At 70.3% G+C, this 20,455-nt stretch carries 21 protein-coding genes, 1 tRNA gene, 1 other RNA gene and 1 pseudogene; 13 read left to right on the top strand and 11 right to left on the bottom strand.

Annotated features, from left to right (window positions below):
* The first annotated feature begins 155 nt into the window (after positions 1 to 155).
* Positions 156 to 740, top strand: a complete 585-nt coding sequence (locus OG823_RS18225; RefSeq protein ID WP_371480651.1) for a TetR/AcrR family transcriptional regulator — start codon at positions 156 to 158, stop codon at positions 738 to 740.
* A gap of 115 nt (positions 741 to 855) precedes the next feature.
* Complete coding sequence (locus OG823_RS18230; RefSeq protein WP_371480652.1) at positions 856 to 1,836, top strand: zinc-binding dehydrogenase; 981 nt, start codon at positions 856 to 858, stop codon at positions 1,834 to 1,836.
* A 74-nt stretch (positions 1,837 to 1,910) separates the two neighbouring features.
* On the opposite strand, the gene OG823_RS18235 is transcribed toward OG823_RS18230, so the two are convergent.
* The gene (locus OG823_RS18235; protein ID WP_371480653.1) at positions 1,911 to 2,921 is read right to left on the bottom strand and encodes a GlxA family transcriptional regulator; all 1,011 of its coding nucleotides are present in this window, start codon (positions 2,919 to 2,921) and stop codon (positions 1,911 to 1,913) included.
* Between the two features lie 102 nt (positions 2,922 to 3,023).
* Between OG823_RS18235 and OG823_RS18240 the strand changes: the two genes are divergently transcribed.
* Positions 3,024 to 3,968 carry an NADP-dependent oxidoreductase gene (locus OG823_RS18240; protein ID WP_371480654.1) on the top strand — a complete coding sequence of 315 codons (945 nt, stop codon included), beginning with the start codon at positions 3,024 to 3,026 and terminating at the stop codon, positions 3,966 to 3,968.
* Between the two features lie 387 nt (positions 3,969 to 4,355).
* On the opposite strand, the gene OG823_RS18245 is transcribed toward OG823_RS18240, so the two are convergent.
* Positions 4,356 to 5,264: a serine/threonine-protein kinase gene (locus OG823_RS18245; protein WP_371480655.1), complete on the bottom strand. Its 909-nt coding sequence runs from the start codon at positions 5,262 to 5,264 to the stop codon at positions 4,356 to 4,358.
* Positions 5,265 to 5,353: 89 nt separating this feature from the next.
* On the opposite strand from OG823_RS18245, the gene OG823_RS18250 reads away from it, so the two are divergent.
* The 3 genes from OG823_RS18250 (at position 5,354) to OG823_RS18260 (ending at position 7,493) form a co-directional block, all read left to right on the top strand.
* Entirely contained in the window at positions 5,354 to 5,899 is a 546-nt protein-coding gene (locus tag OG823_RS18250; protein ID WP_371480656.1) for an RNA polymerase sigma factor, read from the top strand.
* A gap of 244 nt (positions 5,900 to 6,143) precedes the next feature.
* A complete protein-coding gene (locus OG823_RS18255) occupies positions 6,144 to 6,692 on the top strand; it encodes a hypothetical protein (RefSeq protein WP_371480657.1) in 549 nt (182 codons plus the stop codon).
* Between the two features lie 105 nt (positions 6,693 to 6,797).
* Positions 6,798 to 7,493, top strand: coding sequence for a hypothetical protein (locus OG823_RS18260; protein ID WP_371480658.1), 696 nt, complete (start codon positions 6,798 to 6,800; stop codon positions 7,491 to 7,493).
* Between the two features lie 63 nt (positions 7,494 to 7,556).
* On the opposite strand, the pseudogene OG823_RS18265 reads toward OG823_RS18260, so the two are convergent.
* The 4 genes and pseudogenes from OG823_RS18265 to OG823_RS18280 form a co-directional block, all read right to left on the bottom strand.
* A pseudogene (locus tag OG823_RS18265) lies at positions 7,557 to 7,789 on the bottom strand (helix-turn-helix domain-containing protein); the annotation flags it as partial.
* Positions 7,790 to 7,801: 12 nt separating this feature from the next.
* A complete protein-coding gene (locus OG823_RS18270; RefSeq protein ID WP_371480659.1) occupies positions 7,802 to 9,295 on the bottom strand; it encodes an FAD-binding oxidoreductase in 1,494 nt (497 codons plus the stop codon).
* Between the two features lie 947 nt (positions 9,296 to 10,242).
* On the bottom strand, positions 10,243 to 11,079 hold the full coding sequence (locus tag OG823_RS18275; protein ID WP_371480660.1) for a hypothetical protein: 837 nt from the start codon (positions 11,077 to 11,079) through the stop codon (positions 10,243 to 10,245).
* A 2-nt stretch (positions 11,080 to 11,081) separates the two neighbouring features.
* Positions 11,082 to 11,501, bottom strand: a complete 420-nt coding sequence (locus OG823_RS18280) for a hypothetical protein (RefSeq protein ID WP_371480661.1) — start codon at positions 11,499 to 11,501, stop codon at positions 11,082 to 11,084.
* Between OG823_RS18280 and OG823_RS18285 the strand changes: the two genes are divergently transcribed.
* Entirely contained in the window at positions 11,454 to 11,648 is a 195-nt protein-coding gene (locus tag OG823_RS18285; protein ID WP_371484517.1) for a hypothetical protein, read from the top strand. The genes OG823_RS18280 and OG823_RS18285 overlap by 48 nt on opposite strands.
* 503 nt (positions 11,649 to 12,151) lie before the next feature.
* On the opposite strand, the gene OG823_RS18290 is transcribed toward OG823_RS18285, so the two are convergent.
* The 4 genes from OG823_RS18290 to OG823_RS18305 all read right to left on the bottom strand — a co-directional run bounded on the left by OG823_RS18290 (position 12,152) and on the right by OG823_RS18305 (position 13,999).
* Positions 12,152 to 12,391 (bottom strand): hypothetical protein, encoded by a 240-nt coding sequence (locus OG823_RS18290; RefSeq protein ID WP_371480662.1) that lies wholly within the window; start codon positions 12,389 to 12,391, stop codon positions 12,152 to 12,154.
* On the bottom strand, positions 12,388 to 12,918 hold the full coding sequence (locus OG823_RS18295) for a hypothetical protein (RefSeq protein WP_371480663.1): 531 nt from the start codon (positions 12,916 to 12,918) through the stop codon (positions 12,388 to 12,390). The genes OG823_RS18290 and OG823_RS18295 overlap by 4 nt, the downstream gene beginning before the upstream one ends.
* 383 nt (positions 12,919 to 13,301) lie before the next feature.
* Complete coding sequence (locus OG823_RS18300) at positions 13,302 to 13,724, bottom strand: PIN domain-containing protein (protein ID WP_371480664.1); 423 nt, start codon at positions 13,722 to 13,724, stop codon at positions 13,302 to 13,304.
* On the bottom strand, positions 13,721 to 13,999 hold the full coding sequence (locus OG823_RS18305; RefSeq protein ID WP_371480665.1) for a CopG family transcriptional regulator: 279 nt from the start codon (positions 13,997 to 13,999) through the stop codon (positions 13,721 to 13,723). The genes OG823_RS18300 and OG823_RS18305 overlap by 4 nt, the downstream gene beginning before the upstream one ends.
* Before the next feature lie 507 nt (positions 14,000 to 14,506).
* Here OG823_RS18305 and OG823_RS18310 point away from each other — a divergent pair.
* Positions 14,507 to 15,421: an IS982 family transposase gene (locus OG823_RS18310; RefSeq protein WP_371480666.1), complete on the top strand. Its 915-nt coding sequence runs from the start codon at positions 14,507 to 14,509 to the stop codon at positions 15,419 to 15,421.
* 286 nt (positions 15,422 to 15,707) lie between these two features.
* On the opposite strand, the gene OG823_RS18315 is transcribed toward OG823_RS18310, so the two are convergent.
* A tRNA-Ser gene (locus OG823_RS18315) sits at positions 15,708 to 15,792 on the bottom strand.
* Positions 15,793 to 15,920: 128 nt separating this feature from the next.
* Here OG823_RS18315 and ffs point away from each other — a divergent pair.
* The 5 genes from ffs to OG823_RS18340 all read left to right on the top strand — a co-directional run bounded on the left by ffs (position 15,921) and on the right by OG823_RS18340 (position 20,444).
* Positions 15,921 to 16,017, top strand: an RNA gene (gene ffs, locus OG823_RS18320) — signal recognition particle sRNA small type.
* Between the two features lie 81 nt (positions 16,018 to 16,098).
* Positions 16,099 to 18,273, top strand: a complete 2,175-nt coding sequence (locus tag OG823_RS18325; protein WP_371480667.1) for a DNA polymerase III subunit gamma and tau — start codon at positions 16,099 to 16,101, stop codon at positions 18,271 to 18,273.
* Between the two features lie 360 nt (positions 18,274 to 18,633).
* Positions 18,634 to 18,945, top strand: coding sequence for a YbaB/EbfC family nucleoid-associated protein (locus tag OG823_RS18330; protein ID WP_371484519.1), 312 nt, complete (start codon positions 18,634 to 18,636; stop codon positions 18,943 to 18,945).
* Between the two features lie 253 nt (positions 18,946 to 19,198).
* Positions 19,199 to 19,798 (top strand): recombination mediator RecR, encoded by a 600-nt coding sequence (recR, locus tag OG823_RS18335; RefSeq protein ID WP_371480668.1) that lies wholly within the window; start codon positions 19,199 to 19,201, stop codon positions 19,796 to 19,798.
* Positions 19,791 to 20,444 carry a DUF5063 domain-containing protein gene (locus tag OG823_RS18340; protein ID WP_371480669.1) on the top strand — a complete coding sequence of 218 codons (654 nt, stop codon included), beginning with the start codon at positions 19,791 to 19,793 and terminating at the stop codon, positions 20,442 to 20,444. The genes recR and OG823_RS18340 overlap by 8 nt, the downstream gene beginning before the upstream one ends.
* Positions 20,445 to 20,455 lie beyond the last annotated feature (11 nt).

A 20,455-nucleotide genomic window follows, 5' to 3' on the forward strand; every position in this document is an offset into this window, starting at 1 on the left:
CGCAATCGGCAGGCGTGGCCAGACCCCAGGCTTTCGCGCGGTACCTCGGCGAGCCCCCCGGCCGCTTCGCCGATCCGGCCGCTCCCCTCCCGTGCCCGTCGTCCCGTCGTCCGTCGGCGCTTGTTCTTGAATGGGCGCTCAGGTATGTTCTCCGCATGCCCAGGCCCCGCGAGTTCGAACCCGACGCCGTGCTGAACCAGGCCATGCTGCGGTTCTGGGAGCGCGGCTATCGGGCCACCTCGATCGAGGATCTCGTGAAGGCGACCGGAGTGAAGCCCGGCAGCATCTACAGCGCCTTCCCCGGCGGCAAGCGTGCCCTGTTCCTGAAGTCGCTGGAGCGCTACTCCAAGCTGGTCGTCCCGCAGAAACTCGGCGAGCTGGAGGCTCCGGGCGCTTCGCTGGCGGAGCTCCGCGGGTACTTCGACGGACTGGTGGGCGATCTGCTCAGTCCCGAGGGCAGGCAGGGCTGCCTGCTGGTGAACACCGCGATCGAGAACGCCGCGGGGGACGACGAGGCCGCGGCCGTGGTGCGCGGCCACCTGGCCCGTCTGGAGCGCTGCATGACCACGGCGCTGCAGAACGCCCGCGACCGGGGTGAGGTGCGGGCCTCGGTGGATCCGGTCGGAAGCGCCAAGCTGCTGGTCGCGACCTGCCAGGGCCTGATGGTGGTGGGCAAGGCGAATCCGGACGAGGCGGTGCTGCGAGCGATCGCGGACAACGCCTTCGCCGTCCTCGCCTGACCGCCGCGCTGTCGCCCGACCTTCGGGGCGCAGCAGAAGGCACGCGGGCCACCCCGGCGGTGGCTCTTTTTTCGGGCCCAATATTTGAATCATCATTCAAGAACGGAGTCGGATCATGAAGGCCATCGTCATTTCCTCCTACGGAGGTCCCGAAGTGCTCACCGTCACCGAACTGCCCGACCCGGTGCCAGCCGCCGGCGAGGTGCTGATCCGGGTCAAAGCGTTCGGCCTCAACCACGCCGAGGCGTACATGCGCGCCGGAGCCTGGGGCGCAGTGGCGGCCGTCACCGGGATCGAGTGCGCCGGGGGGGTCGAGTCCGACCCCTCCGGCCGACTCTCGCCCGGCACCGTCGTGGTGGCGATCCTCGGCGGCATGGGACGCACCCGGAACGGCAGTTACGCGGAGCTGGTGACGGTCCCCGCGGCCAACGTGGTCGCGGTGCGCTCCTCCCTCGGGTGGGCCGAACTGGCGGCGGTCCCCGAGGTGTACGCGACAGCGTGGAGCGGCCTGTTCGGCAACCTGGACCTGCGCGCGGGCGAGACGGTCCTGGTCCGCGGCGCGACCTCCGCGCTCGGCCAGGCCGCCGTCGGCCTCGCCGTCGACCACGGAGCCCGGGTCATCGCCGCCACCCGTACCCCCGCTCACGCGGCCCTGCTCAAGGAACTCGGAGCCGACGACGTCCTCATCGACGACGGCCTCCTCGCCCCGCAGGTCAGGGAGCGGGGAGTGGTCGTGGACGCCGTCCTCGACATCGTCGGCAACAGTGTCCTGCGGGACTCCCTGGCCACGGTCCGGGCGCGCGGCCGGGTCTGCCAGATCGGCTTCCTCGGCGGCTTCGACCCCGTACCGGACTTCGACCCGATCGCCGACCTGCCCACCGGGGTGCAGCTCAGCTTCTTCGCCGGCGCCTTCGTTCTGGGCAGCCCCGCGTTTCCGCTCACCGACGTGCCCCTGGACCGGATCTACGCCAAGGTCGAGGCGGGCACCCTCCGGGCCGGGCCGGTCCGGGTCTTCCGCTTCGACGAGATCGTCGACGCCCATCGGGTGATGGAGGCGGGCCGGGCGCTGGGCAAGTTGACCGTCATCGTGGACTGACGTGCCGAGTTCGGTGCAGGCGGCCGACCGGGCATCCGCGGTGAGCGCATCGAGGAGCGGCCGAGGAGCCGGGGTCAGCCGACGGCGTTGACGGCCGGCCGGCCGGTCGGATCGTGCTCCCGGGCCTGGAAGGTACGACGGTACGCGGCGGGTGAGACGCCGATCGCGGCGGCCAGGTGCTGACGCAGCGAGGAGGCGCTGCCCAACCCGGCCCGCTCGGCGACCTGGTCGACCGGCAGATCACTGGACTCCAGTAGTCTGCGGGCGAGTTCGAGTCGCTGGACGATGAGCCACCGGCCGGGAGTCAGGCCGGTCTCGGCCAGGAAGCGGCGGCTGAAGGTGCGCACGCTCATGCCCGCCTGGGCAGCCAACTGGGCCAGTTTGATGGGCTGGTGGAGCTGTCGGAGGGCCCACTCGCGGGCCCCGGCGGTGTCACTGCCGGCCGCATCGGGGACGGGACGGGCGATGTACTGGGCCTGTCCGCCGTCGCGCCACGGCGGAACGACGCACAGGCGGGCGACCTGATTGGCGATCTCGCTGCCGTGGTCGCGGCGGATCAGGTGCAGGCAGAGGTCCATCCCGGCGGCGGCACCGGCCGAGGTGAGCAGGTCGCCGTCGTCCACGTAGAGCACGTCGGGATCGAGCCGGGTCCGCGGGTACAGCTCGCGGAAGCGCTCGGCGTGCACCCAGTGCGTGGTGGCGGGCCGGCCGTCGAGCAGTCCGGCGGCGGCGAGGACGAAGGAGGCCGTGCAGATCGACACCAGACGGGTACCGGGCCGGAGTCGGTCCAGAGCGGCAGCGACCGGCGCGGGGAGCGGGTCACCGCCGCCGCCGATCGGGGCGTCGACGGCCGCCACGATCAGGGTGTCGGCGGTGGCGATCACGCTCGCGTCGTGCTCGACGGCGATCGAGAAGTCCTCGCTGGTGCGCACCGGGCGGCCGTCCGGGGTGCAGGTGAGCACCTCGTAGAGCCGTCCGCCGTCCGGGCCGTACGCGAAGCCGAAGGCCTTGGCGGGAATGCCGAGTTCGAAGGGGAAGACGCCGGGGAGGGCGAGGACGACGACGCGGTGCCTGGCCTGCTGCATGGCCGGATTCTCTCACTTGTTGGCATTCTGGCCACTCGTTTCGATTGCCGGGTGGCAGCAGGCTGTTGATCGACCGCAGACGAGACGGGGGAGTGGATCCGGATGACGGAGAAGATGACGGCGGTGGCCTTCGCGGAGCCGGGCGGGCCGGAGGTGCTGAAGGTCGTGGAACGGGAGCGGCCGGTACCCGGTCCCACGGAGATCCTGGTCCGGGTGCACGCGGCCGGCGTCAACCCGTTGGACTGGAGGACCCGGGCGGCCGGTGCCCTGCTCGTCCCCGGCGACGGCATCGTGGGGTGGGACGTCTCGGGCGTGGTGGAGGCCGTCGGCCTCGGCGTGACGCTCCACCGCCCGGGTGACGAGGTGTACGGCATGCCGGGCTTTCCGAGGATGGTCGGCGGCTACGCGCAGTACGTGGCCGCTCCGGCACGCCACTTCGCCCCCAAGCCGGCCGGACTCGACCACGTGCAGGCGGCGGCCCTGCCGCTCGCCGCGCTCACGGCCTGGCAGGCCCTGATGGACATGGCTGCGCTGCGGGAGGGGCAGCGGGTCCTGGTGCACGCCGCGGCGGGTGGCGTCGGGCACCTGGCGGTGCAGGTCGCCAAGGCTCACGGCGCGTACGTCATCGGCACGGCCGGCGCGGGCAAGCACGCGTTCGTGCGGGGGCTGGGTGCGGACGAGGTGATCGACCACACGGCGGTCGACTTCGCCTCGGTGGTCTCCGACGTGGATGTGGTGATCGACTCGATCGCCGGGGACTACCAGGAGCGCTCGCTGTCGGTGCTGAGGGACGGCGGCACGTTGATCACCCTCCCGGTTCGCGAGACCGAGGCGCTCGCCGCCGCTGCGGCTCTGCGCTCCATCCGCTCGGGCTTCATGCTGGTCGAGCCCGACCGGCGAGCGCTGTTGGCCATCACGGAGCTGGTCGAGACCGGAAGGCTGAAGGTGCACGTCGAGGCCGTCTTCCCGCTGGCGGACGCCGCCAAGGCCCACGAGCGCGGGGAAACCGGAAGGACCACCGGCAAGTTGGTGCTCAGAGTCGACTGATGGAACGTCATCGTTCGGTGACCCCGGGGGCGCTCGGGGGAGGACAGGTGGTACCGCCGATCGCCGGGCGGTGGTAGTCCGCGGTGAGGGTGTTGTCGGACGCTGCCAGGGCCGTCGGTGCCGCAGCGGCCGCCGCCGTCGACGCGCCGACGATCCCGCCGGTGACGAGTAGGCCGGCTGCGAGTATCGCTCTTGCTGCCGCTCCGAACTGACGGAACATCAGGCCGGGCCTCTCCATGTGAATGGATCAACGGTCACTCACGTTGGGCGCTTTGAGCATGTCCGCAACACCCCGGCCCTCCTGAATGAACTGCAGCGCCGTCAGCGTTGCGGATCGCCCGGTCTGTTGCGGCAGTCGTCATGAAGGAGCGGCATCTGCCACCGGGCTCAGCGGGCCAGCCAGGTCAGCAGGGTCGTCACCAGGAACAGCACGCCCGCCGCGGACCAGACCACCAGGCGTGTCGGTCGCGAGGACCGGGTCGGCGTCCGGTCGCCTCCTCCCGGTGAGAGCAGCGCGTCCGCGAAGGCCTTCGCGGACGGCGGTCGGTCCTTGGGAGCCATGGACGTCGCAGCGCGAAGGAGTGCGTCGACGCCGTTCGGCACCGCCAGGGCCTCGGCGATCGTCGGCAGCGCATACGTGGACGGCCGGCCCGTCAGGTGGGTGGTGTGCCCTCCCGAGCCGAACGGCTTCTGCCCGGTCAGTAGTTCGAAGGTCACGACCCCGAGCGCGTACACATCGGCCCGAGCGTCGAACCCACCGGTCTGGAAGACCTGTTCGGGCGCCATGTACGCAGGGGTACCCGTGGTCACCGTCAGACCCGACGCGTCGGCGAGTTGCTTCGCACTGCCGAGGTCCGCCACGAGTACGGCAGGAGGCGTGCGGTCGGAGTCGAGCAGCAGGTTCGACGGCTTGACGTCCCGGTGGATCACGCCCGCGCCGTGAAGCACGTGCACGGCGTATCCGGCCTCGGCCGCCAGCCGGAGCGCCTCCGCGGGCAGGCAGTGCCCGATCCTCTCGGCCAGCGTGCCGCCCCGCACGTAGTCCATGACGAAGTAGGGCCGGTCGTCCTGGACTCCGACGTCGTGAACCCGCACGACACGGGGGCTGGAGATCCTGCGGAGCAACCTCGCCTCCGCCAGGAACCGTTCCCGTACATCGGCGTTCGACGCCCAGTTGTCGGCCAGCACCTTGACCGCGACGTCCGTGTCCAGCTCGGGATCGTAGGCCTTCCAGACGGTGGCGAAGGCGCCGGCCCCGAGCCTGTCCGTGAGGAGGTAACGGCCTAGCCTCTGCATGTGGCAGCATTCTGCCCGAGGTGCGGGGGCCGGGTGCCCCGCGTGCGGCGGGGTCGGATGCGGGTCGGACCGGAACGGGGGACGGCGGGGTGCTCGAAGAGGTCGAGCTGGCAGGGCTCGTGGCTTCCGTCCGGGCAGGTGACCCGGCGTCCTTGGAGCATCTCCTGGTCAAGCTGCGGCCCCTGGTCATGCGGCGCTGCTCCAGGTTCCTGCCGCATCACGCCGACGCCGAAGAGGCCGCTCAGGACGCCCTGCTGTCCATCAGCACACATCTGCACGAGTACAGCGGACGAGGCTCGTTCCTGGGGTGGGTGACGGTGATCGCCTCGAACTCCGCCAGGTCCACGTACCGTTCGATGTGCCGACGCGCGGAGGACAGCCATGCGGTCCTTCCCGAGCACACGGACCCGCGAACGACCAGTGTGATCGCCGGAACCCGCCTTGACCTGATGGAGGCGCTGTCCGCGCTGGAGAAGCAGCATCCGGCTCTGGTCGAATCCTTCGTGCTTCGCGATCTCGGAGACCTGACGTATGTCCAGGTGGCTGAGATTCTCGACGCTCCCCTGGGGACCGTCAAGGACCGCATCCATCAGGCCCGCCGCTTCATGCGGGACCGCCTCGTCGGCGGCCTCTGATCCAGCCCTGCACGGACCGGGAGGTGCTGCTGTGCGAGCTCGGAGTGCCACCGCCGTTCTGGTGGCGGCCATCGGACTCGGCCTGGTGACCGGACGGTTCGTCCTGCCGGCTCGCTCTCCCGCCCCAGGGGCGCCGTCCGTCGCGCCGTCCGTCGCGCCGTCCGTCGCGCCGTCCCCGCCAGGCGCCGACTCCGTACTGCCGAAGGCCGCCGCTGGACCTCTGACGGAACAGAACCTCCTGACAGTGGCGGAGTTCGAGGCGGTCGGCATCTCCCAGCACATCTACGTCCGGGACCGCGTCGGTGACGGCATCTACGCCAACGCGGCCTGCGCCGGGGAGAAGACCCTCGGCGAGACCCTGGGGGGGCCGGGCGCACACTTCCGCGGGTTGGCGACGACCACGCGGACGAACCCCTCCGATCCCACGTTGGCCGAAGTCGACGGCGGACAGGTCGCGCGGGAGGTCGCCGCTGCCGCCGCCAGCGCGGCACTGGCCCAGAACTACACCGAGCGGCTGCTGCTGGAGGAGGTGCCGTGCCAGGACGAACCGGCCGGCCACTGGGTCTACGGACCGACCCGCACCCTCGATGTCGCTCCGGGTATCGCCGCGAACTGGATGGGTGCCTACGAGGGGGATCTGAACACCGCAGGGGCCGCACCGGAGGGCAAGGAGCCGTGCGGAGGCATCGCCGTACTCAGGAGCGGCACCCACTACGCCGTTCTGCAGGTCGATGCCTGCCTGGACACAACCGCGATGACCCGGATCGTCCGTGCGGCCGTGACCCGGCTCTGAGGCCACGGCGATCGCGGAAGAACACCACCCAACTTTTTCGGTACGGCCGGCATCTCCCCAGATGTAGGAGGACGCAAAGCGCGTCATGACCAACAGGGGGATCAGATGTTCGGTGACCGAGCAGCCAAGAAGCACCCGCGCCGCAGCCTCGTCGCTGGATCGGCAGCCTTTGTCGGGGCCGCCGTGATCACGGTCGGCCTCGGCCTGCAGCCTGCCGCCGCCAACGGGGACACGCGCTCCCCGAGCCACTCGGCCGCCACCCGCACGGCAGATCCGGCCGAGCCCGGCCTCGGCTCGTCCAACCTCATCCAGAGCGACGACTTCTTCCAGCAGGGACTGTCCGCGGTCGGCGCGACGGTGGAACTGGCCGGTACGCAGGGTCTCTCGGCGTGCTCCGGCGAGGAGACGATGCGGTCGCTGACCGACGGGAAGGCCGCCGCCTACGCCGACGTGGCCTGGACCTTCGACACCAACGGCAGCCTTCTGAACGAGTCCGTCGCCGACCTCTCCGGCGACGGGTCGGCGGTCTCCTACGAGAAGCAGCTCAACGACCTGGTGCGCAGCTGCCAGCACGAACCGGCCGGACACTGGCACTACGGCCCGGGGCAGGCGCTCACGCTCGCGGGCGGCGAGGGGCACTGGTACCCGTCCGTCAACGGCGACGGTGCTGTCTCGGGCGGCGTCGCGGTGGTCCGCAGCGGCCGGCGGATCGGCATCGTCGAACTCGTCGGCGCGCCCAGCAACGACCCCGGTTACATGAAGGGCATCACCGCTGTCGCGATCAACCGGCTGGCCTCCTGACCGGGGGTGCCGGCCGGACGGTCCGGGCGGCACCCCCGGCCCGTGGGAGCGCCGCCGCGGTCGGCGCAGTCGGCCCTCGCGCAGCAGTGTGCGTTCCTTGGGCCGGGGCCGGCGCGCGGCGGCCGCCCGGTGGGCCGCGTGGGGTGGTCCCCGCTGCCGGAGTTCGCGTCGAGTTCCCGCTTGATCGTGCTCGCCGACCGGCCCAGGGCCCGTCCGACCGCCCGCAACGGGTGGCCCGACGCGAGCAGATCGCGGAGCCGCTCGCGCGCCGGCAGCGTCAGGAACCTCGGGTGGAGGGCGAAGGTCGGTCAGCAGAACGCGGGCGGGATGCTCTGTTGGTACTGGAAGACGTTCTGGGGGTCGTACTTCGCCTTGATCTTGCGCAGCCGGTCGAAGTTGGAACCCCAGTAGGCGGTTTCCCAATCCGCCATTCCGATGTTCGGCACGTTGACGTAGGCACCGTTCACGTAGGGCCGCATGGCCTGGCTGAACTCGGCGATCCAGGCCTGGGCAATCGGGGTGATCGCGTCGCCGCTTCCGGACTGTCCACGAGTTCCCCAGCCTGCGCCGGGCTCGGAGTAGAAGAGCGCGTCGCGGTGCGGGAAAGACGTGCCGCCGCGGGGGCTCGTCCTGACCGCGCCGCCGAAGGCCTGGGTGAAGAAGTTGCTGTCATCCGTGGGGGCGTTCCGCATGAACGAGTCGATCACGCGGATCGCCTCGTCCGGGAACGGCTCCATGGTGAACTGCGAGAAGAACTTCCAGTTCGCGGGCTCGACCGCGGTCGGAACCTGGAATCCCGAATACACGTCGCCCCAGTTGCCGACCTGCCCCGTGACAGCAGGAGTGCCGACCGACAGGATCGGGGCCAGCAGTTCCCTCGCCTCTGCCTCGGTGCCCTCCGCGAGTACGGCGAACAGCAGGATCTGGCTCCGGTGGATCTCCACCTGGGTTCCGAGCCGGTTGTCGGCGACCGGCGCCGTGTGCTGCCATGCGTCGAAGACCCCGTGCAGGTCGCCGAGGCCCTGCCACGTCGCCGTCACATAAGCGACGCTCTTCAGCGGAGACGCCTTGTAGGTGAGTGACGTGACGATCCCGAAGTTGCCGTTCCCCGCCCCACGGAGCGCCCAGAGCAGGTCCGAGTTGTTCCGCAGATCAGCCTGGATCACCTTGGCGCAGTCGTCGTCCGACGCGACGACGACCTCGGCCCCCACCAGGCTGTCGCAGGCCATGCCGAGGTAGCGGGTGAGGAAGCCGAAACCGCCGCCGAGCGTCGCACCGGCCAGGCCTACGCTGCCTTCCGTTCCGGTGGTCACCGCGAGGTCCTTCTTCGCGAGCGCGGTCACCGCCTCCAACTGGTTGAGCCCGGCGCCGACCGTCGCGATGCGGGAGTCGGAGTCGATCTCGGCCGACTTCAACTCGCTGACGTCGATCACGATGCCGTTGTCCACGTTCGACCAGCCCTCAAGGCTGTGGCCGCCGGCCCGCACCCGCAGCGCGACGTCGTTCTGCCGAGCCCAGGTGAGGGCGTTGACCACGTCCTGGGTGTTCTGGGCGTAGACGATGACCAGCGGATAGTGGACGAAGAGTTCGTCCCAGCCGAGGCTCGCCTTCGCGTACCCGGGGTCGTCAGGGTGGACGATGCGGCCGGTCAGCTCGGCAGGTGCGGACTTCGTGCCACCGGACTGCTTGCTCGCGGCGCTCGCGCGCGGGGCACCGGCGGCCGAAATCCCCGGGATGGCGACCGCGCCGGCGCCGACGGCCGCCGTCGCTTTGAGCAGGTCACGACGGGAATAATCGTGCATTGTCCGAATCCTCTCGACCGGGATGCGACAGCACTCGGCCAAGGAAAAATCTGTCGGCCGACCGGTGTGCAACATCCTCTGTGGACAATCCTTGGTTGTTCGTAGAGTAACAAGGGTGGCTGTGTCGGCTTTTCCTGACACGCCACTTGGGGATGACGGTGGCAAGCTCAGGGGGTGAGAAATGGATATGAATTGATTATTATCAAAAAGTGGACCGACGTAGTGGCTGGCGTGTGATGCTGCACATGGGTGAGGTCTGGCGATTGTCCGCTGATTTAGTTTCCCTATGACCTCCCGGGGTGCATGGTGACCCGATTGCTGGTGGACATCGTGCCGTCGACCCGAAACGATCTGTTGGATTGGCGGAGAGCATATGGTCCGAGGTTTCGTATTCCTCCGACTGCGGCCTGTGTGATCAGCTGCCGCGCGCGCAGTTGGCGGTGGTCTTGGCCGTGACTGTTCTCTGGGCGGGGTCGACAGACTGCCCGTCGGGCGGTCGGGCAGGTGGGTGCGAGGCGGCGGTGCCACAGCGGGCTTCCGGGGCGTCGGTGTTCCTGCCGAGTGCGCCGGTGTCGGCCTTGTCGACGTAGACCTCCCAGGCACTGCCGACGGGGACGAGTCCGAAGTCGCCTGATCTGGGCCGCTGGGAAGGCGGGTGAGACGGGGAACGCCGAAGGCCCCGGGCGCTGGGCCTTCGAGCTGCCCTGGCGGGCAGAGGCGGAGGATACGAGATTCGAACTCGTGAGGGGTTGCCCCCAACACGCTTTCCAATTGTTCGTCCGGGTGTTCAGGCAGGTTCGTCAACGTCCTGACCTGCCACTGAGTGAGGTTATCCGCCCCCTGCGGACCCCTCTGAACGAGGTTGAATGCAACCCCAACTGCAACCCTCGCCACAGCCTTGGCTCGTGGCGCTGAATAGAGCAATAGCCTGGACATTGCCACTGTGATCAGAACGGCGGGTCTTCTCGGAAGCCGCCGTTCCCGAAGAGCGGCTCCGCGTCCTGCAACGGCGCTCCGAGGGCGCCAGGCTGCCGGTGAGCGTGGCACCCCCAGGCCGTGCAGGCGTCGACGGCCCGAGAGCGGTGCCAACGGTCCTGACTGCTCGCCAGGAGCCTGTGGAGCAACGGCATCAGTGCCTCACGATGCTGGGCGAGTTCCGGAGCTTCGATCATGGGAACCACTGCGACCGCTGCGGAGTCCCGTACTTCCTGGTCGGCGTCGGTGAGGAATGGCGCCACCGCGCGAAAATACACCTGTCGGAGCGAGCGCAGGACCTCCTGGGCCGGGTACGACTCAAAACCGTGGCGACGCCCCATTTCCACGCACGAGTCGTCAGCGTCATAGGCGACTTCGCCGAGCCAGTCCAGCAAGGCCGCGCGGAACGCCCTCGGCCGCAGTTCCGTCCCCGGATGCGTCCGGACATTCACCAGGGACGCAGTACGCGGATCGGACAGGATGCCGGCGACGTAGAGGGCCACGGGCGCAGTTGCCTCGTAGGTCGAGTTCTGGTGACGCACCGGTTCCAGGTTGTTCAGGGCTTGCGCCTGTACGACCGGGTCGGGATCCAGTAGTGCAGTCAGCTGCGGGCGGGGGTCCCATGGGCCCGGGTACGCGTGCTGCAGCGACGGCCAGTCCGTGTCGCGGAGGAGCACTTGCGGATCAGGTACGCATGAATCGGCAGTGTCGGCCTTGAAGTCGGGAAGGGTCACCTGAAAAGCGTATGAGGGCGCCGCCATTGCCGTGATCACCGAAAAAGCCATCCAGGAGACGAAGGCGACCGACACCGTCACATGCGAAGCGCTCCGCACGGGGCGCCGAGGCGGCGACCGTATTCGGTGAGGGCCAGCAGGCCGAGTCCCCGGGTCGGAGTGCCGGCGTCGATCGACAGGGGGTCGATGCTCAGCTCCCCTGCCAGTTTGGTGGCCATTTCGAGTAGTTCCCACATCCACTCGTCGTCGTCCTCGTCAACTTCCATGTGCTTCGCTGTCAACGCGGGCAGTCCGAGAGCGGTCTGGCGCTCTTGCTCGTAGGCGAGTGGGATCCCGAGTTCCAGGTGCTGCGTGTCGTCGCCCGGGATGTAAGCGAGGCGGCGTAGGGCCTCGCCGCGCTCGGCGACCAGGACGGCCGAGCCGTCGTTCTGCGCTCCGTACCAGTACGCCTGGGCACGCCCGTACCGCGCGCTGAGGCGTTCGCACGCCTCCAGCACGTCGGCCTCGCGCTCAACTGCGCTGGGGTCACACCACGAGCCGACGACCAGGGTCCAGCCCGCGAGCTCGGGCGTGACGAAACTCTTCGGTACCGGTCGTGCGGGTCGTCGTCGAGTCCGCCGTGGCTGTCGCAGTCCGCGGCGTAGACCCCGGCGGAGAACGGCACCGGATACGCAGCGGTCAGGCCCAGCATCTCCATAACGCCGGCCTGGTCGCCGGTGCTCACCGCGATCCAGGAGAGAAAGCAGCACGAGAGGGGGACCGGCAGGTCGTCCAGCAGCTTGATCTGGACAAGACGCTCCAACGCTGCTCGGTCACGCGCACTGATCGCCTCCTCGCCGCTGATCTCCGCCAGGCACTCCAGGGCACCCCTGCGCGCCGAACCAGGACCGTTGCGGCGCACCGACTGCAGCAGCGGCACAACGGTTGCTCCCCACGAACAGAAGGCGTGGACAGCGGCCTGCCGCACCTCCTTGTCGCCGTCACCCAGAAGCGGAGCCAGATGTATCGCTACGGGCACCGCGTCCTCGCCGCAGCCGTTGACGCCCCTGACCGCTGCCCGGCGTACGAAGGGATCGTCGTGGGTCAGCGTCTGCAGGTACCCCTCCAACACCGGGGTTCCCAGCGCCGTGAACACCCGCAGCACCCGCTAGTGCGATCCCGGTACCGCGCCCCGCAGGGCATCGAACACCGGATCGAAGGCCGGGGCGCCGATGCTGCGCAGCGCCGAAAGCAGCGCGCTCTCGGTCACCGGGGAAGCATCGTCGCGCAGTTCGTCCACGAGGGCGGGCAGCGCCGCGGAACCGAGCGCGGCCAGGTGAACTCCAGCAGCGTGGCGCTCCGCCTCCTCGCCGGCCGACAGAGCCAGAACCCACTGCCGCACGGTCATGCCAGGTCCTTGAAGAGCGCGTCGTACGGCTCGTCCTCCGGGGTGAAGACCAGAACGAAATCCCTGCCCGTCACGGTGACGACCTCCCGCAGCCGGGCCAGCGCGTCGGTCTCCGTCGGGAGGGAGAGACCGAGGGCGGCTGCCGCCCGGTTCCGTCGAGCCCAGAGATCGGGTATGTCCTCCAGGTACCCGGCGGCGAGCGCGCGGCTCTTCTCCACGGTGAACGTCCGGCAGTCCTGCCACCACGGCACCACCAACAGCAGCCGCAGCAACTCGGGCAGCCCGACGGCGACCAGTGCCGCACGGCCTTCGGAGTCCGCGAACAGGATTGGCCGCTCCTCGCCGCCTTCACCGCAGAAGAAGTACGTGCCCCCGGCTCCGTGCCCGGCGAAGCCCTCCAGGGCCGCGCCCGAGGCAAGGTGCACCTCCTCGCCGTGGGCACCCTGGTCCAGGTCGAAGTCACCCGGCCAGGCCAGAAAGGTGGCGGCATCGTCGTGCGTGCGAACGGCGGCGATCAGCGATTGCATGCACCGCACCTTAGTGAGGGGGGACTGACAGCCCGCTTGCGGGTAACTCCAAGCCTCGCCAGTGCTGGAGCCAGGCGCCTCCGCCCGACCCAGCCTGGACAAAAACACAGGACATCGACGGGTGCGCGACAACGATGAAGGGCCGGACGCGATGCGGCCGGCCCTTCATCTGCCCTGGCGGGCGGGTGCGGAGGATACGAGATTCGAACTCGTGAGGGGTTGCCCCCCCAACACGCTTTCCAACTGTCCGTCCGGCCGTCCGGCAGTGGTCACAGGTGTCCTGACCTGTGGCGGAGCGGCCCGCTCGCCAGGCTTCGGACGGTCCTGGACGGAGGTGAATGCAACCAGAACTGCCAACCATGCTGCCGCCGGTCCGGTCCGGTTCAGACCTTGCTGACGACGATGGTGTCCGGGAGCAGTTTCTCCAGGTCGTCGACGTCGGAGGTGAAGACGGTGACCTGTCCTTTCTGGCGCATGGCGACAACGGCGAGCATCGCGTCGATGGCGTACTTGTGACCGTGCAGGTTCGTTGCGGCCAGCAGTCTGCGGGCTTGCCTGGCCTCGTCCTTGCCCAGGTCGGCCACGCTGACGCGAGAGAGGACCCAGTCCCACCGCTGCTCGGTGGTCCTGCTGTCGTATGCCTCGACGAGAGTCATGGGAGAGGTGACCACGTCGGCCTCGCCACGTGCCGCGAGTTCGAGGCGGGCGATCATCATCCGGTCACCGCGAACGGCGAGGGAGAGGGCTTCGCAGTCGAGCACGAAGACACGCACCGGCCTGGCCTCGCTGCCGTGCTTCCTCGTCACGCGGCCTCTCCGGTGCGCTTGCTCCGGGCAGCGCGGCGGCGTTCGTGCTCGGCATCGAGGTCGTCCAGCTCGGCGTAGGCCGTTGAGCGCTCAGTCTCGGTGACGGGTCCGTGCTCCTCTTCGAGCCAGTGGACGAGCTCTCGGAGCTTGTCCCGGTCGCGCTTGGCACGCAGCGCGTCGGTGACGTAGGCGGAGATGCCCCGTTCGTCGGCTTCCGCGCGGATCTCCTCAAGGAGATCCTCCGGGATCGTCACGGTCACTTTCTTCGATGCCATACAAGTGACCATACTTGCCGTATACGGCACCCGCCAGTAAGGCGGGGCTTGTGCAGCGTGCGGCGGTGAGCGCAGTCCATGACCCGGTCGACTGTGATGAGCCACGCCGCGTCCTCCTCGGCGCTGGTCCCGAGCACGCTCTCCCGGTCCACGGACATGGCGACGAACTCCGCCCGGCCCGGCTCGGGGCCCAGAACCCCGGCGGGTCGGCCTGCTTCGGCAGCCTCGCCCTCGTCCGGTGGGGGCGCCCACAGCAGCCGGGACCCTGGCCGGCGACGCTGATCAGGAACTCGCCGTTCGCGTCGACGACCCCATGCTCGACCCCGAGTCCGTGTCACCGCCGGCCCGGCTCCGCCACCAGGTCGGGATGGTCGCCCGGTACGGCGACCGTGGGTTCCGCGCTCCCGACGATCATCGGCCGCCAGGCGGCCCCACCGGCCTCGCCTCTAGATGATTGATTCCAAGGGATAGCTGCGGAGACAGCGCGAGGGTGTCCAGGCTCAGTTTGTGACGACCGAGATGGACACCCTCGCGACTGCACTCTACGTGCGCGTCGACGATCTGCTGAAGACTTCGCCGGAACTGCTGCCGTGGCGCCCGCCGGTGGGGCTGGCGCCGAAGCTGACCGATGCCGAACTGGTCACCCTGGCGGTGATGCAGGCTCTGCTCGGCTTCACCTCAGAAGCCCGGTGGCTGCGCTTCGCCCATGCCGCCCTGCACCCGCTGTTCCCGTACCTGCCCCAGCAGAGCGGCTGGAACAAGCGCCTGCGACGGGCCGCCCCACTGATCCAGCACGTCACCAGGGCGCTGGCCCGCGACACCGCCCTGTGGAGCGACGACGTGTGGGTGGTCGACTCCACGCCCGTCGAATGCGGCCGCTCCCGCGAGACCGTCAAGCGCTCCGACCTGGCCGGATGGGCCGAGTACGGCTACTGCGCCAGCCACAGCCGCTTCTTCTGGGGCCTGCGCCTGCACCTGGTCTGCACCCTCCACGGCCTACCCGTCGCCTTCGCGCTCACCGGCGCCAAGGCCGTCGAGCGCGAGGTCCTGCTCGACATGCTCGCCGCCGACCCGGACCTGACCCGACAGCGGCCGGGCCAGATCCTGCTCGCCGACATGAACTACTACGGCCGCGCCTTCGAACACGAACTCGCGGCCACCGGCGTGCGGCTCCTGCGACCAGCCCGCAAAGGCGAGGCCCCACGAGCCGGATCGCACCTGTTCAAGCCGCTCCGGCAGCTGATCGAGTCCGTCAACCAGACCCTCAAGAGCCAACTCGACCTCGAACGCCACGGCGGACGCACCCCATCCGGAGTGACCGTCCGGGTCCTGCAACGCATCCTCGCGCTGACCGCGGCAATCTGGCACAACCACAACACCGGCCGGCCCACCCTGCGATCACTCACCGCCTACGACCACTGACCTCGGAATCAATCATCTAGATGCGACCACGCCCGACCACCTCCAGCCGCGCGCGATGCAGCAACTCGGTCAGCGCACTCTCCCCGCCCGTTATGTCGGCATCCTCCCTCGTCATCGCGGGAGTCGAGTGGGACTCCTCCATCGGGCGGGGCAGGCCACCGGGCTGCAAAAAGGAGCGGAATGCGCTAAATACCCGATATAAGTGCAACCAGAACTGCAACCACGGAACGACGAAGGACCCGGCCGCAGTGCGGTCGGGTCCTTCGTTTGCCCTGGCGGGCGGGTGCGGAGGATACGAGATTCGAACTCGTGAGGGGTTGCCCCCAACACGCTTTCCAAGCGTGCGCCCTAGGCCACTAGGCGAATCCTCCGTGGGAGAGCTTAGTACATGTTCGGGGGTGCTCGCGACCACCTATCCGCAGGTGGTCATGGGTGGGTGCCTGCGGATCGGAGAGCGGGGTGGGCGGTAGGAGCTGCGGTCGGAATCCGCTACTCTGGGGGCAGCCCCTCGTGTGGCGTTATCTCTCTGAACCCCCCCAGGGCCGGAAGGCAGCAAGGGTAAGAGGGCTCTGGCGGGTGCACGAGGGGTCTTTGCGTTCCCTGGGGCCCGGTGCGCCGGGTGGCCGCTGGGCTGCGGGGCGCCGCGTTTGTCCGTGCGTCCCGATATCGTCGGTGGTGTGTCCCTAGCCCTGTACCGCCGCTACCGCCCCGAGACTTTCGCCGAGGTCATCGGGCAGGAGCACGTGACCGCTCCGCTCCAGCAGGCCCTGCGCAACAACAGGGTCAACCACGCCTACCTGTTCAGCGGCCCGCGCGGCTGCGGCAAGACGACCAGCGCGCGCATCCTGGCCCGCTGCCTCAACTGCGAGCAGGGTCCGACGCCGACGCCGTGCGGGGTCTGCCAGTCCTGCACGGACCTGGCGACCGGCGGGCCGGGGTCGATCGACGTGATCGAGATCGACGCCGCCTCGCACGGTGGTGTGGACGACGCGCGTGATCTGCGTGAGCGGGCGTTCTTCGCGCCGGTGCACAGCAGGTACAAGATCTTCATCCTGGACGAGGCCCACATGGTGACCCCGGCCGGCTTCAACGCCCTGCTGAAGGTGGTCGAGGAGCCGCCGGAGCACCTCAAGTTCATCTTCGCCACCACGGAGCCGGAGAAGGTGATCGGGACGATCCGCTCCCGTACGCACCACTACCCGTTCCGGCTGGTGCCCCCCGGCACGCTGCGGGACTACCTCGCGGAGGTCTGCGGGCGGGAGGGCATCCAGGTCGAGGACACGGTGTTCCCGCTGGTGGTGCGCTCCGGCGCCGGCTCGGTGCGTGACTCGATGTCGGTGATGGACCAGCTGCTCGCGGGCGCCGACGAGGCCGGTGTGACGTACCCGATGGCCACCGCCCTGCTCGGGTACACCGACTCGGCGCTGCTCGACGAGGTGGTGGACGCCTTCGCCGCGCAGGACGGGGCGACGGTCTTCCAGATCATCGACCGGGTGGTCGAGGGCGGTCACGACCCGCGGCGGTTCGTGACCGACCTCCTGGAGCGGCTGCGGGATCTGGTGATCCTGGCGACCGTGCCCGACGCGGGGGAGAAGGGCCTGATCGACGCTCCGGCGGACCGCGTCGCGATCATGCAGGCGCAGGCTGACTCCTTCGGAGCCGCCGAGCTGAGCCGCGCCGCCGACATCGTCAACACCGGGCTGACCGAGATGCGCGGCAACGCCGCGCCCCGGCTCCAGCTGGAGCTGATCTGCGCACGGGTGATGCTGCCCGGCGCGTACAGCGACGAGCTGTCGCTGCAGGCCCGGCTGGACAAGCTGGAGCGCCGGGCGGCCGCCGGCGGATTCGCGCAGGCCGGTGGTTTCGCGCAGGCCGGGGCCCCGGTGGCTGCCGTGGGCGAGCCGGTCGCGCCGATGCCGGTGGTCCCGCCGGCCGGTCCGGCAGCGGCTCCGCCGGCCGCTCCGCCGGTCGCCGTCGCTCCGCAGGCGCCGGCCCAGGCGCCGCCGCCCGCCGCCGCGGCGGGACCCGCCCCCGGGGCCTGGCCGATCGCGCGCAGCTTCCCGTCTCCCGGCGCCGGTGCACCCGCGCCGACGCCCGCACCGGCACCCGGCCCGATCCCCGCCCCGGGGCCCGGGCAGAGCCCGGCGCCCGCCGTCGCGCCGCCGGTGGCCGCGCAGCCGGGCGGTGGTCAGCCGTCGGCGGCCGCGGCGCAGGGGGCCGGGCAGGTCAGGCAGATGTGGCCGCAGATCCTGGAGGCGGTGAAGAACCGCCGGCGCTTCACCTGGATCCTGCTCAGCCAGAACGGCCAGGTCGCGGGCTTCGACGGCAGCGTGCTCCAGGTCTCGTTCATCAACGCGGGCGCCCGGGACAGCTTCGTCAGCAGCAACAGCGAGGACGTGCTGAAGCAGGCTCTGGCCGACGCGCTGGGCGTGGACTGGCGGGTCGAGTGCATCGTCGACCCCTCGGGTGGCGGGAGCACCGCGCCCGGCGGCCCTACCGCTGCCGCTGTCGGCGGCGGGGGCTGGGGCGGACAGCAGGCGGCCCGTCCAGCGGCTCCGGCGCAAACCCCGCCGCCGGCTCCGGCGGCGTTCTCGCCGATGGCGGCCCCGGCGCCGCCGGCCGCCCCGACAGCCCCGCCGGTCCAGGCGGCCGCTCCGGCGTCCCAGCCCCGCGCCCAGCAGGCTCCGGCGGCGCCCGCGCAGCAGGCGGCCGCGCCGTCCGCTGCGACGGGGGCGACGGCCGGGGCCCCCGGGGCGCCTGCGTCCGGCGAGAGCGGCCTCACGGGCCAGGAACTGATCCTTCGCGAGCTGGGTGCCACGGTGCTGGAGGAGATCCACCACAGCGGGAACTGACCACGGGGGCCGGCCACGGAGGCGGACGGGGACGGACGGGGACGGACGGGGGCCGACCACGGACGGGGACGGGGACGGACGAGTCCCGCCGGGAGCCGCCGGGAGCCGCCGCGCTCCACCTTTGGCAGCCCGGCGGTGAGGCGAGTCGTGGCAGCCCGGCGGTGGGGCGAGGTGTGCCGGGGGCGGCCCGGGCCGGCTCCGCGCCGGGTACGCCCGCGTCCGGCGGGTGCAGCACGTAGGCTCGGAGCCACGTACACCGCCGTGCGCAGCCTCGTGCACGGTGCCGGCGGTGCGACCGTGCCTCACCAGGCGTCCGTACCCAGGCAGGAGTGATCCGTGTTTCCCGGTGGCCAGCCCAATATGCAGCAGCTGCTCAAGCAGGCGCAGAAGATGCAGGAGGACCTCGCCCGGGCCCAGCAGGAGCTGGCCGAGGCGAAGGTGAGCGGATCGGCGGGCGGTGGCCTGGTCGAGGCGACGGTGACCGGTGCGGGGGAGCTGGTGGCGCTGACCATCGCGCCCGCCGCCGTTGATCCCGAGGACACCGAGACGCTCGCCGACCTCATCCTGGCGGCCGTTCGCGACGCCGCCCAGGCGGCGCAGAAGATCCAGGCGGAGCGGATGGGCCCGCTGACCCAGGGCCTGGGCGGCGGCATCCCCGGTCTGCCGTTCTGACCTCCGGCGCGCCGACGGCCCACCACCGGTCGGCGCCGATCCGGGCGCGCCACCCGCGGGCGCGCAGCGCACCGGGTCGCATACACCGCTGCGGTTCCGGCGGCACGGCTTTGTGTGATTTGTGCGGGAGTCGGGCGTCGGACGGTGCGTCCGGCGCCCGATTCGTTGGATGATGGCACCGGAGTACCCGTAGGCATGAACGGCGGCCAGCGAGGCCGCCGGACGTACGGCATCCACGAGGGAAGGCGCGACGTTGTACGAGGGCGTGGTTCAGGACCTGATCGACGAACTGGGCAGGCTGCCCGGCGTCGGGCCCAAGAGCGCGCAGCGGATCGCCTTCCACATCCTGCAGGCCGACCCGACCGATGTGCGCCGGCTGGCGCACTCGCTGTTGGAGGTCAAGGACAAGGTCCGGTTCTGCGCGGTCTGCGGCAACGTCGCGGAGTCCGAGCGCTGCCGGGTCTGCCTGGATCCGCGCCGCGATCTCTCGGTGATCTGCGTGGTCGAGGAGTCCAAGGACGTGGTGGCGATCGAGCGCACCCGCGAGTTCCGCGGCCGCTATCACGTGCTGGGGGGCGCGATCAGCCCGATCGAGGGCGTCGGCCCGGACGACCTGCGGATCCGGGAGCTGCTGGCGCGGCTCGCGGACGGTACGGTCACCGAGCTGATCCTGGCCACCGACCCCAACCTTGAGGGGGAGGCGACCGCCACCTACCTGGCCCGGCTGTGCAAGCCGATGGGTCTGAGGGTGACCCGGCTGGCGAGTGGACTGCCCGTCGGCGGGGACCTTGAGTACGCGGACGAGGTCACCCTCGGCCGGGCCTTCGAAGGGAGACGACTGCTCGATGTCTGACCAGACGTACGACACCAACACGCACGCCCACGGTTCGGAGCCCGACGACTTCGCGGTGCAGATCGCGGACTCGGTCGAGAGCTTCGTCCTCGCGGTGACCGAGGTGGCCAAGGGCGACGAGCCGGGCAGTGCCGTCTCGCTGCTGCTGCTGGAGGTGTCCCAGCTGCTGCTGGCCGGCGGCCGGCTCGGCGCGATCGAGGACGTCGTCCCGGACGACCGTTTCGAGCCGGACGCCGGTCCGGAGCCGGACGGCGTCGAACTGCGTGAGCGGCTCGCCGAGCTGCTGGCGCCGATCGACGTCTTCCACGAGGTCTTCGACCCGTACGGGCCGCCGTCGATGCCGAACGCGTTCCGGATCTCGGACGACCTGGCGGGCGTGGTCAGCGAACTGCGGCACGGGCTGACCCACTACCGCGAGGGCCGGGTCAGCGAGGCGCTGTGGTGGTGGCAGTTCTCGTACCTCTCCAACTGGGGATCGACCTGTTCAGCGGTGCTGCGGGCCCTGCAGTCGCTGATCGCGCACGTCCGGCTGGACAGCCCGATCGGCGCGGCGGTGGACGGCGCCGACACGGACGACGACGGACTGACGGACGAGCAGCTCGAGCAGCAGGCGGGCGACCTGATGGCGGCCGAACTCGGGCTCTGAGCTCCCGGCCC

Source organism: Kitasatospora sp. NBC_00315 (genome assembly GCF_041435095.1).
In the GTDB taxonomy this organism is placed as follows: domain Bacteria; phylum Actinomycetota; class Actinomycetes; order Streptomycetales; family Streptomycetaceae; genus Kitasatospora.